The sequence below is a fragment of the Salegentibacter holothuriorum genome (assembly GCF_900168045.1).
Classification (GTDB): Bacteria; Bacteroidota; Bacteroidia; order Flavobacteriales; family Flavobacteriaceae; genus Salegentibacter; species Salegentibacter holothuriorum.
Genome location: NZ_FUYY01000001.1, coordinates 1 through 11,935, shown reverse-complemented (window position 1 = coordinate 11,935; position 11,935 = coordinate 1). Strand labels below are relative to the sequence as shown.

Below are 11,935 nucleotides of genomic sequence, written 5' to 3'. Positions count from 1 at the left end.
AAAATCACTTATTTTTGCATCGTGCGCGATTTAATTTTGTGCGATATAAAATGAAAATTATGAAAAGAAAAGTTGAAACAACACTAACACAAAACATTTTTAGAATTTTACTAGCACTGTTTATGATTTATGCGGGCTTTAGTCATTTAACTTTTAATAGAATAGACTTCCAGGCCCAGGTGCCAGATTGGGTTCCCTTAAGCAAAGATTTAGTGGTTGTTTTATCTGGGATAGTTGAAATGGCGCTAGGTTTGGCTTTACTGTTTTGGAAAAAGCAACGTGTTGTAATTGGTTGGGCATTAGCAGTTTTCTTTATCCTGATTTTCCCCGGTAATGTTGCCCAGTATTTAGACGGGAAAGATGCCTTTGGCGCTTTAAATTCAGATAGGGCAAGATTAATAAGACTTTTCTTTCAACCAGTACTTATAGCCTGGGCTCTCTGGGCTTCCGGTGCTTGGAAAGCCTGGAGAAATTCTAAAAAATAAATATTATGGATAATCAGCAACTCAAATTAAACAACCAGATCTGCTTTCCTATTTATACGGTCTCCCGTCTAATAACCAAAGCTTATAAACCCTTCCTGGAAGAGATGGGCTTAACTTATCCTCAGTATTTGGTCTTATTGGTGCTTTGGGAAAACGATGAATTATCAATGAATCAAATTGGTAAAAAGTTATTGCTAAACACCAATACCCTATCTCCACTTATTAAACGAATGGAGAAAATGGATTTACTGTTTCGCAACCGATCTAAAGAAGATGAAAGAAGTGTATTTATTCATCTTACAGAAAAAGGAAAAGAGCTAAAAAACAACGCGATCCCAATTCCGGAGAAGCTTCTTAATACATTACTTACTGAAGACGTTAGCTTAACAGAAGTAATGCTATTAAAAGACACTCTGAATAAATGGATCGATATTCTTTCTGAACAGCAAAATGCCAAATAATAAACCTTAACTTACTGATAAAAATATTTTTAAAATAAAAAAACAATTAATATGAAAGCACTACAAATAATAAAATACGGCGAGATTAAAGATAGCTTAACTATTAGTGAGGTCAAAAAACCTTCGGTTATGCCTAATGAAATTTTAGTTAAAGTTAAAGCAGCTTCATTAAATCCCATAGATTATAAAATGGCACAAGGGCATTTAAAAGAAATGGTGCCTTTAAAGCTGCCGAGTACCATAGGTTTTGATGTTAGTGGAGTGGTTGTGGAAAAAGGAGCCGATGTTAGCAATTTTGAAATTGATGACGAAATATATTCCAGGGTGCCACACGAACAAATGGGTACAGTAGCAGAATTTGTTACTATTAATAGTGATAAGGTTGCTAAAAAACCAGAAAATATATCTTTTGAAGAAGCCTCAGGACTTCCGTTAACAGGACTCACTGCGATACAGGCTTTAGAAAAAGCCGGTATAAAAGAAGACGACAGGATTCTTATTCACGCAGGTTCCGGGGGTGTAGGCAGTTTTGCCATTCAGTATGCCAAAGCAAAAGGAGCTATCGTTTATACAACTACCAGTACTAAAAATGTAGATTGGGTAAAAGCCCTGGGAGCCGATCGTGTGATCGATTATAAAACTGAAGATTACAAAGAAGTTGCAAATAATCTGGATATTGTTTTTGACACTTTGGGAGACGATTATACATTTGATGCTTTTGGAATCATTAAAGAAGATGGAAAAGTGACTTCAATTGCAGGACCGCCAAGCGAAGAGACTGCAAAGCAAATGGGAATTGAAGGATACCAATTACCTGAGCAGTTGGAAAAACTGATTAAAGAAAAATCGGCTACTTATAAACACACCTGGATGCAACCTAATGCAGCCCAGTTGAATGAGATCAAAACAATGGTTGAAGACGGCGATATTAAGCCAATCGTAGATCTTATTTATTCTTTTGAAGATGGAGTTGATGCCTATGAATACCTGGCCACCGGAAGAGCAGAAGGAAAAGTAATTATTAGCTTATCCTAAGCTTCTTAAAATTAATCAGGATTATAAATTATAAATAAAAAAGAAATAGTTATGAAAAAGAAAAATGTATTAGTTGCCGGCGCAAACGGTAGCACTGGAAGAATTATTATCGACATATTAAAAGAATCCGAAAAATACCAACCTATTGCTATGCTTAGAAAGCAGGAGCAAAAAGAGCATTTTGAAAAAGAAAATGTAGCTGCTGTGCTGGGCGACCTGGAGGAAGACTTAAATGAGACTGTAAAAGGTGCCAATAAAGTTATTTTTGCTGCAGGTTCTGGTGGAAAAAAGGTCATTGAAGTAGATCAGGAAGGTGCTAAAAGATTCACCGACGCTGCTAAAAATGCAGGTGTTGAGAAGTTTGTTATGCTTAGCTCTATGGGTGCAGATAACCCTACTATTAGTAAAGAGCTTGAAGGTTATTTAAGAGCAAAAGGGAATGCTGATGATTATCTACGCAAGAGCGGTTTAGATTATACTATTGTTAGGCCTGGTGCGCTTACAGATAAAGATGGTTCCGGTAAAATTCAACTAAAGGAAAAATTAGAAAAACAAGAGAGTATTTCCAGAGCTAACGTTGCTCGCACTCTTGTTGAAGTACTGGACGATGATGTAAAGCAAAACCAGATTTTTGAAATTCTTGATGGTGAGACTCCAATTGAAAAAGCAGTTAGATCTTAGTAAGAACAAAGACTAATGAGACGTTTGTAAACTAAAACCAAATATTTAACCTCCTCTTCCGGTATTTACGCTATTTAATTTCTAAGAAGTTGAATAGTTTTTAATCCAACTTTCAATTTTAGCAAGATTTAAGGAACGAGGTTAAATAAAACTTAAACTCTATTTTAAAAATGAATGAACGTTCATTTTTTTGTAGTTTTGTTTTATAATTATAAAAGAGATGAATACAGTTTCGAAAAGCCAGAAAAAAAGGGATGCGCTTGTAAAAGCTACTATAAGCCTTGTAAATAATAATGGTTTTCACGCAACTCCAATGTCTAAGATTGCTAAGATGGCAGAAGTTTCGGCGGGAACCATCTATCTCTACTTCGAAAACAAACAAGACCTGGTAAATCAGGTATATATTGATGTAAAGGCTGCTTTTAGCAAATTCGCCTTTAAAGATTACGAAGAAGGTGGCTCGGTAAATAAAGGGTTTGAAATTATTTGGAAAAATATCGCTGAGTTCAAATTAATGAAAGTTGAAGAAGCAATGTTTTTGTCTCAATGTGATAACACGCCTATAGTGGATGAACCAAGCAGAAAAGAGGGATTAAAACACCTGCAACCGCTATTAGATCTTTGGGAACGAGGCAAAAAAGAAGAAATAATTAAACCTGTTTCTCCTTATATGCTGTATGCCTTCAGCATCTACCCTATTGCCTTTTTGATGAATATGCAGGAACGCGAAATATTTAAATTAACAAAAGAGAATATAGATGAGGCTTATGAAATGGCCTGGAATAGTATTAAAATATAATTGAGAAAGAAATTTATGAATGCAACAAGAACAATTAATTTAAAGAATAGACCTACAGGTAAACCTGAATTAAAAGATTTTGATTTTACAACATCAGAAATTCCTGAATTAAAGGAAGGAGAAGTATTATTAAAATCTGAATATGTTTCTGTAGATCCATATTTAAGAGGAAGAATGAGCGATGCTCCATCCTACATAGCTCCGTTTGAAGTTGGCAAAGCTATCGAATCGGGAATTATTGCCGAAGTCATAGAATCTAAAGACGACAACTTCAGTAAAGGAGATCACGTATCTGGTGCCCTCCTATGGAAAGAAACACAAGTTGCAAATGCCAAAGGGCTTATGAAGGTAGATCCAGATAAGGCCCCACTTTCAGCCTATCTTGGAATTCTGGGAATGACAGGACTTACCGCCTACCTTGGACTTACCGAAATAGGAAAACCAAAAGAAGGCGAAACACTTCTTGTATCTGGTGCCGCCGGTGCAGTAGGGAGCGTTGTAGGACAAATAGGAAAGATTCTTGGCCTAAAAGTAGTAGGAATTGCCGGAACCGATGAAAAGGTTGATCTGCTAAAATCAAAATTCAGTTTTGATGAAGGTATTAATTATAATACTACCGAAAACATGCGAGAAGCCATTGCCAAAGCATGTCCCGATGGTGTAGATGTATATTTTGACAATGTTGGAGGCGAAATATCTGAAGCGGTACTCTTTAACATCAATAAATTCTCTAGAACCATTAATTGTGGAGCCATCTCACAATATAATAATACAGAGCTTCCAAAAAGCATCAGCGTACAGCCATTTTTGGTAAAGAAAAGTTCTTCCATGCAGGGATTTGTGGTTTTTGATTATGCAGATAAACATCCTGCAGGTGTAAAACAATTAACTGATTGGTTAAATGAGGGTAAATTAACCTATACAGAAACTATTAGAGAAGGATTTGACAATATTCCACAAGCCTTTTTAGATCTTTTCGAAGGAAAGAATAAAGGTAAAATGGTAGTGAAATTATAAAAGAAGGGAGAAAAATAGCTATGAAAAATTTTGAATTTAAAAACCCAACCAAAATATTATTTGGAAAGGGACAGATAGAAAATATTAAAAATGAAATCCCCGAAAATGCGAAAGTTCTTATGCTTTACGGTGGGGGAAGCATTAAAAAGAACGGAATTTATGAGCAGGTAAATTCAGCGCTGTCAGACCATGATCTTTTAGAGTTTGGTGGCATTCCAGCAAATCCGGAGTATGCGGTGCTTATGAAAGCGCTTAAAGTAATTAAAGAAGAAAATATCACTTATTTACTGGCTGTTGGCGGAGGCTCTGTGATAGATGGAACAAAATTCCTTTCTTCTGCAGCACTTTACGATGGAGACCACCCCTGGGATATACTCGCCAATAAAATTCCTACACTAAAAGGAATGCCTTTCGGAACTGTACTAACCCTACCTGCAACCGGGTCTGAAATGAATTCTGGAGCGGTAATCACCAGGGAAGAAACCAAAGAGAAACTAGGAATGGGCGGCGCAGGATTGTTCCCTCAATTCTCTGTACTGGATCCTCAGGTGGTGCATTCAATCCCTCAGAGACAATTGGTAAACGGAATTACCGATGCCTTTACACACGTACTGGAACAATACCTTACCTACCCTGCAGGAGCTTACCTTCAGGATAGAATTTCAGAAAGTATTATGCAAACGCTTATAGAAGTTGCACCCAAGGTATTGGAAGATCCTTCAGATTATACAGCGGCCTCTAATTTTATGTGGAGCTGTACTATGGCACTCAATGGCTTGATCCAAAAAGGAGTTCCGACAGACTGGGCAGTACATGCCATAGGACATGAACTTACCGCTCTTTATGGGATAGACCACGCTAGGACATTGGCGGTAATTGCTCCTAGTCATTATGAGTATAATTTTGAATCGAAGAAGGAAAAACTGGCGCAATATGCTGAACGTGTCTGGAATATTACCGATGGCACCACCGAGTATAAAGCAAGTGCTGCTATAAAAACAACAGAAACTTTCTTTAACGAGTTGGGCATAGACACCAAATTATCTCAGTATACCGATGATTATGAAGGTACTGCCGAGGAGATTTCAAAAAGATTTAAAGAGCGCGGCTGGGAAGGTCTTGGCGAGCATCAAAACCTGAAACCAGAAGATGCCGAGAAGATTGTAAAAATGGCTTATTAGGACTAAAAATTTAAATTAAACGTCTGATTACTTTAAAAAATACTCATCTTGAATGTATTTCAGTATTTTAAATAGTGATCATCAAATATCCTATAAACTGAAATAAGTTCAACGTGAAAATCGGGCTTTTTAGATCATCTAATTATTTAGCGTTATTTCCCGCTAACGCACAAATATTGAGTAACAGGAAAAAATAATAACAAGAAAAATAAAAAAATATGAAAGTACTATTTGTATTAACCTCTCATGATAAATTGGGAGACACAGGAGAAAAAACAGGATTTTGGGTTGAAGAGTTCGCAGCACCTTATTACAACTTATTGGATAAAGGAGTTGATGTAACTGTTGCTACACCTAAGGGAGGTAAAGCACCTATTGATCCAAACAGTGAAGGAGAAGATGCTCAAACCGAAGATACGAAGCGTTTCTACAAAGATGAAGCAGCTCAAAAAGTGATTGACAATACGTTAAAGTTAGAAACGCTTAATGCTGATGAATTTGACGCTGTATTCTATCCAGGAGGTCACGGGCCACTTTGGGATTTGGCAGAAAATAAAACATCAATAGCATTGATAGAGGCTTTTAATAAGCAAGATAAACCAATTGCTTTTGTATGTCATGCCCCTGCAGCTCTTAAGAACGTAAAAAATGAAAATGGTGAACCTTTAATGAAAGGAAAGAAAGTAACCGGTTTTACTAATACCGAAGAAGAAGCGGTGCAGTTAACCGAAGTAGTTCCATTTTTAGTGGAAGATATGCTAAAAGAAAAAGGAGGAATCTATTCTAAATCCGGTGACTGGGAAGTTCATGTCCTTAAGGATGGGAATTTAATAACCGGCCAAAATCCTGCTTCGTCAAATAAAACAGCTGAAAAATTATACGAGTCGATCAAATAAAAAAAGCGAAATAACTTTAAAGCCTGTAACCTAAAAGTTACAGGCTTTTTTTATGTATATATTTTATTGCAACCAAGAAGACTATTCTATGAAATATGTAAAAGAAGCTCATTAAACATGGATAAAGCGAAGTGTAATAATATGGAAGCAAATCTAAAAAACATTTAAAATCGAGTAAATTAAGTAACTTTAGCAGGAAAAAAAATTAAGCTGATATCTTTATGTACTTTTTTTACTAAGAAGTTAGCGAAGAAGAGACCAGATTTTAATTATTAAAATTCAATATATAATTGAACGCATTGTCTAAATTTGAGGACTTCTATACCAGAATAAAGGCTAATAGATGGTATTGGCTATTTTCTATATTTTGCCGCTTTTCTTTGGCCTTTGCCTTTATTGTTGCAGGAATAGTAAAAATTATGGGCGAAAGATTTGCCAGTGGTTTGGCTATCAACCATCCTATGGGAGCTTATCTGGAAGCTTTACATCATACAGGATATTATTATTCTTTCATTGGTTTTGCTCAGGTTTTGGCTGCTATTTTACTAATAATACCCAGAACGGTAGCTTTAGGTGCAATACTATATTTCCCAATCATTTTAAATATCTGGTTACTATCATTTGCAGTAAGGTTTGAGGGTTCTTTTGTAACTTCTCCACTAATGGTGCTTGCCAACTTATATCTAATTATATGGAATTACGATAGGCTAAAATTTATTTTACCTTTTAAGAAATTTCCAAATTATAGGTTATTTGAAAGACCGAAAAAATATAGTACCAAATTCCCATTTTTATTTTTTACAGGAGTAATAGTGATTATAGGTTTAACCATAGCATTAACAGAATTTGGTTATGAGGTTATGCCAAGAAACTCAATATCCGACTGTAAGGAACAATTTCAAAATACCCAAAATACAGCTGCTGGATTTTCATTTTGTGAATGTATTCATGATTATGGGAAACCTTTAGATGTTTGCCTGGAGGCCTTTGAAAATAAAAAAATATAAGCTATTAAATTATTCTCCGGTAGTTTGGTAGTTTTTCGATTTAAATGAGTATCCAATTCTTCATTTTAAGAGCAGAAAAATAGCTTAGTGCAATTTTTAAAACTTAAAGATATCCTGCATTAATTTTTAAGAATTGTTTAATTTATTTTAACAGCAAATCTTTCTGTTTTCCTGTATTTTTATTAAGAATATAGCCTTACTTATAATAAATATTCACAGAAATTTGAAAGCTAAAAATGATGTTGTGGAAACCTTCTGAAGTAGATTATCTAGAAAATTATTATATCGCCAATTATACAGCAGCGATATATTATAAACATGCTATTCTAACTACTAAAAAGCCCTATTTAAAGCGTCTTTTTAAATCTTTATACAATCATAAAAAAACGCTTAAACAGGATCTGGATAAACATATTTTAGAAGCAAGAGACCAGGAGTACCTTAACCAGCTTATAGCAAAATGTAAAGAAGAAGTACTTAGAATGCAGAGAAAATTAAACGATGCTCCTAATTTAAAAACAGGAAGAATATGCACAGAAATGGAAAATCATTTCGTTAAACAATTAAAGCATACGCTAAGACTATTGACCAATGGAAAATTGAGAAACACGCTCTTATTTCATAAACAATCCTCCAAATCTTTACGAAATCAAATAACCACTGTAAGTAAATACCTTATCTAAAAACTTCACTATCTAGGCTTGTATTTCTAATTTATAGGCTTGTTTAGCGATTTCCAGTTCTTCATTAGTAGGAATAACCAAGATTTCTACTTTAGTGTCATCAGCTTTTATATTTCTCAAATATTTGGACCGCTCCTTATTCTTTTCCTCATTAAGTTTAATTCCTAAGAAATCCATATCGCTGCATACTAAGCTGCGAATCATATCACTATTTTCACCAATACCTGCGGTAAATACCAGGGCATCTATACCATTCATTGCAGCAGCATAAGAACCAATATATTTTTTAATTCGGTAAGCATTCATGTCTAATGCTAATTGGCATTGTTTATTTCCTTTAGCAGCTTGTTCCTCAATGTCCCTAAGGTCGCTATAACCGGTAATTCCATACATACCACTTTTCTTGTGTAAAATATCACTTACTTCCTGTGGAGAATAGCCTAACTGATCAATTAAATAAAAAATTACCGATTGATCTATGTCGCCACTCCTGGTTCCCATAATAAGTCCGTTAACCGGAGCAAAACCCAAAGAGTGATCTACACTTTTTCCTTCTTTAACGGCGGTTATGCTACAGCCATTGCCCAAATGAATACTTATAATTTTTGAATGTTCATTCTTTAAATAATCAATAGCCTTTTCGGTAACATATTTATGACTGGTACCGTGAAATCCATACAATTGAATATGATCTTTTTCAAAAAATTCGTTAGGGATTGCGTATTGCGCAACCTTTCTGGGAATTGTTCTATGAAAAGCCGTGTCAAATACAGCAACTTGTTTTGCCTTTGGAAATAGTTCTTCTGCAACCTCTATTCCTTTTAAATTTGCAGGATTATGCAAAGGAGCTAAGGAAAAAAAATCTTTTATTTTCGCCTTTACCTCTTTATTTATCGCTATTGTTTTAGAAAAATTATCTCCACCGTGGACCACCCGATGGCCAATAGCAGCAATATCTTCTGCTTTTTTAATCACTCCTTTTTCAGGGCTCATTAAAAGATCGGTTATTCCTTTTAAAGCTATAGCGTGGTCTTTCGCTATAATTTCTTCGGAAATTGAATCCTTCCCGGTTTTATAATGAAGCTTTGCTCCTTCAAGACCGATGCGCTCTACAAGTCCTGAAGCCAAAACCTCTTCTTCCGGCATCTGAATTAATTGAAATTTTAAAGATGAACTTCCTGAATTTATAATTAAAATATTCTTCATGCTTAATTATATTCCTTGAGCCTGTATGGCGGTTAAAATCACTGTATTATATATATCGGCAACCGTGCATCCACGGCTTAAGTCGTTTACCGGCTTATTCAAGCCCTGAAGCATAGGTCCAATAGCCAATGCTCCTGTTTCTCTTTGCACGGCTTTATAAGTATTGTTTCCGGTATTTAAATCGGGAAATATTAAAACATTAGCCTGCCCTGCTACTTCAGATTCCGGTAATTTACTTTTACCAATGCTAATATCTACGGCAGCATCATATTGAATAGGGCCTTCTATTTTAAGATCTGGTCTTCTTTTTCTAACAATTTCAGTTGCTTCTCTTACTCTATCCACATCAGCTCCCTTTCCTGAAGATCCTGACGAATATGATAACATAGCAATTTTTGGAGCTATACCAAAGGCTGAAGCACTTTCAGCAGAAGAGATAGTAATCTCTGCTAATTCGTCAGCCGTAGGATTAGGATTAATTGCGCAGTCACCAAATACTGAAACCCTATCCTCTAAACACATAAAAAATACTGAGGAAACTACTGATACGTTTGGCTTGGTTTTAATAAACTGTAGTGCAGGTAAAATAGTATGTTGCGTAGTGTGCGCCGCCCCAGACACCATCCCGTCAGCATGACCTTTGTGAATCATCATGGTACCATAGTAGGAAACATCACACATACGGTCTTTAGCCATATCCATATTCACACCTTTATGCTTTCTCAACTCATAAAAAGTTTCGGCATAATCTTGCAAATTTGGTGAAGTAATAGGATCTATAATATTCACTTTTGAAAAATCAAGATCTAAAGCTATTTTAGCAACCGTTTTATGAATAGTATCTATATCTCCCAGAAGCGTAAGTTCTACCAGGTTCATATCTATAAGACGTTTAGCTGCAGTAAGAATACGCTCATCTGTTCCTTCGGGTAAAACAATATGCTTCTTACCTTGTCTGGCACGTTGCACCAAACCATATTGAAACATTCTTGGTGTTATTCCCTGGGGATTATAATTAATTAATTTTTCAACTAAAGGATCAAAAGACACATAACGTTCAAAAATACTAATGGTAGTTTGTATTTTTTGAATACTATCGGCATAGATATTGGATTTTATAGCACCAACCATATTGGTCACAGAAAAAGTTCCTTCATTCACTGAAATAATAGGAACTATATCTGATAAGCCTTCTATCAGTTTTAAAATTGACTCTTCTGGTGTTAGACCACCGGTTAAAATAATACCCGAAATTCTAGGGTAATTACTAGAAATATTAGCCTGTAATGCGCCTAGAATAATATCAGCTCTATCACCTGGAGTGATTACAAGACTTTCATTTTTTAAAGTGGTTAAATAATTACGCAATTGCATTGCACCTACTCCAAAATTTCCAGTTTGATTATCAAGAAAATCATGGCCAAATAAAACATTTCCATTTAATACTTTTACGATTTCTTTTAAAGTAGGATTGTTAAGGGTATCTACAAATGGAATTGCGAATACGCCAACTTCATCCGGTAAGAAAGCTCGCATATTCTTTTTAGCAAGTTCCAGGTTATCCTGTTGAATTTTGTTACTTACCATAGCAATTACCTGAACTTCCTTATCCTTAAAGGCTCGGTAAGCCATTTGTTGATTTCCTAATAGTTCTTCCCAATTCTTAAACTGGCCACTAACTACAATTATAACCGGGATTCCAAGGTTTTTAGCAATCACTACATTTACATCAAATTCAAAAACGCTACCCTCACCAGAAAAATCACTTCCTTCTACAAGAATAAAATCGAATTCTTCTTCAAGTTTTTTATACTTCGAAATAATGGTATCTATAATCTCTCCAGATTTACCTTCATTTCTTTTCTGAATTACTTCGTTTCGGGTAAATGCAAAAGTATCTTCGTATGGAATATCTAAATCAAAATAACTTAAAACAGTATCTATATGATTGTCCCGTTGGCCTTCTATAACATTGTTAATAATAGGTCTAAAGTATCCTACTTTTACCATTTTCCCCAAAAGGGTTCTCATAAGCCCCAGTGAGATCATAGATTTCCCACTGTGAGATTCAAGCGTGGCAATATAAATTCCTTTGTTCATAGTATATAAATTGTTCGGCAAAAATAAAGTTAATAAAAGAATTCAGCTTTTAAGTTATCTCTAAAAGAAACTAAACCTGACATCAATCAGCTTTTCACTAACAGAAGAACTTTAAACAAGTCTACAACACGATTTTATTAAAATTTAAAAACTGAACAGCATAAAAAAACCACCCGAAGGTGGCTATAGATATCGTTGAGACAAACTTATAATCTTAACAATGAAAATTTAAATATCCTTTACATTTTATAGTGATTTTTCAATATGAAATTTTCTAGTATATATTAAATAAAACATTTTGAACCAATTCTTAATGCTTTTATAAGCTCCATATTTCCGATACTGAGTTTAACGATCTCAATTTATTTACTTTCCAGGCAAAAA

Annotated in this window: 12 protein-coding genes; 10 read left to right on the top strand and 2 right to left on the bottom strand. The window is 34.9% G+C overall.

Annotated features, from left to right (window positions below; genetic code table 11):
* Positions 1 to 59 precede the first annotated feature (59 nt).
* The 10 genes from B5X51_RS00060 (at position 60) to B5X51_RS00015 (ending at position 8,245) form a co-directional block, all read left to right on the top strand.
* Positions 60 to 485 carry a DoxX family protein gene (locus B5X51_RS00060; RefSeq protein ID WP_079718827.1) on the top strand — a complete coding sequence of 142 codons (426 nt, stop codon included), beginning with the start codon at positions 60 to 62 and terminating at the stop codon, positions 483 to 485.
* Positions 486 to 490: 5 nt separating this feature from the next.
* Entirely contained in the window at positions 491 to 946 is a 456-nt protein-coding gene (locus tag B5X51_RS00055; protein WP_079718826.1) for a MarR family winged helix-turn-helix transcriptional regulator, read from the top strand.
* A gap of 51 nt (positions 947 to 997) precedes the next feature.
* A complete protein-coding gene (locus B5X51_RS00050) occupies positions 998 to 1,981 on the top strand; it encodes an NADP-dependent oxidoreductase (protein ID WP_079718825.1) in 984 nt (327 codons plus the stop codon).
* A gap of 51 nt (positions 1,982 to 2,032) precedes the next feature.
* Positions 2,033 to 2,662, top strand: coding sequence for an SDR family oxidoreductase (locus tag B5X51_RS00045; RefSeq protein WP_079718824.1), 630 nt, complete (start codon positions 2,033 to 2,035; stop codon positions 2,660 to 2,662).
* Between the two features lie 220 nt (positions 2,663 to 2,882).
* On the top strand, positions 2,883 to 3,461 hold the full coding sequence (locus tag B5X51_RS00040) for a TetR/AcrR family transcriptional regulator (protein WP_079718823.1): 579 nt from the start codon (positions 2,883 to 2,885) through the stop codon (positions 3,459 to 3,461).
* Positions 3,462 to 3,476: 15 nt separating this feature from the next.
* Positions 3,477 to 4,478 carry an NADP-dependent oxidoreductase gene (locus tag B5X51_RS00035; RefSeq protein ID WP_079718822.1) on the top strand — a complete coding sequence of 334 codons (1,002 nt, stop codon included), beginning with the start codon at positions 3,477 to 3,479 and terminating at the stop codon, positions 4,476 to 4,478.
* Positions 4,479 to 4,498: 20 nt separating this feature from the next.
* Complete coding sequence (locus tag B5X51_RS00030; protein ID WP_079718821.1) at positions 4,499 to 5,659, top strand: iron-containing alcohol dehydrogenase; 1,161 nt, start codon at positions 4,499 to 4,501, stop codon at positions 5,657 to 5,659.
* A 218-nt stretch (positions 5,660 to 5,877) separates the two neighbouring features.
* Complete coding sequence (locus B5X51_RS00025; protein WP_079718820.1) at positions 5,878 to 6,555, top strand: type 1 glutamine amidotransferase domain-containing protein; 678 nt, start codon at positions 5,878 to 5,880, stop codon at positions 6,553 to 6,555.
* A 419-nt stretch (positions 6,556 to 6,974) separates the two neighbouring features.
* Positions 6,975 to 7,562: a DoxX family protein gene (locus B5X51_RS00020; protein WP_245828680.1), complete on the top strand. Its 588-nt coding sequence runs from the start codon at positions 6,975 to 6,977 to the stop codon at positions 7,560 to 7,562.
* Between the two features lie 236 nt (positions 7,563 to 7,798).
* Positions 7,799 to 8,245 (top strand): hypothetical protein, encoded by a 447-nt coding sequence (locus tag B5X51_RS00015; RefSeq protein ID WP_176132703.1) that lies wholly within the window; start codon positions 7,799 to 7,801, stop codon positions 8,243 to 8,245.
* Positions 8,246 to 8,257: 12 nt separating this feature from the next.
* Here B5X51_RS00015 and B5X51_RS00010 read toward each other — a convergent pair whose 3' ends face one another.
* Positions 8,258 to 9,451, bottom strand: a complete 1,194-nt coding sequence (locus B5X51_RS00010; protein WP_079718817.1) for an acetate/propionate family kinase — start codon at positions 9,449 to 9,451, stop codon at positions 8,258 to 8,260.
* 6 nt (positions 9,452 to 9,457) lie between these two features.
* Positions 9,458 to 11,551, bottom strand: a complete 2,094-nt coding sequence (pta, locus tag B5X51_RS00005) for a phosphate acetyltransferase (RefSeq protein ID WP_079718816.1) — start codon at positions 11,549 to 11,551, stop codon at positions 9,458 to 9,460.
* Positions 11,552 to 11,935: the final 384 nt, after the last annotated feature.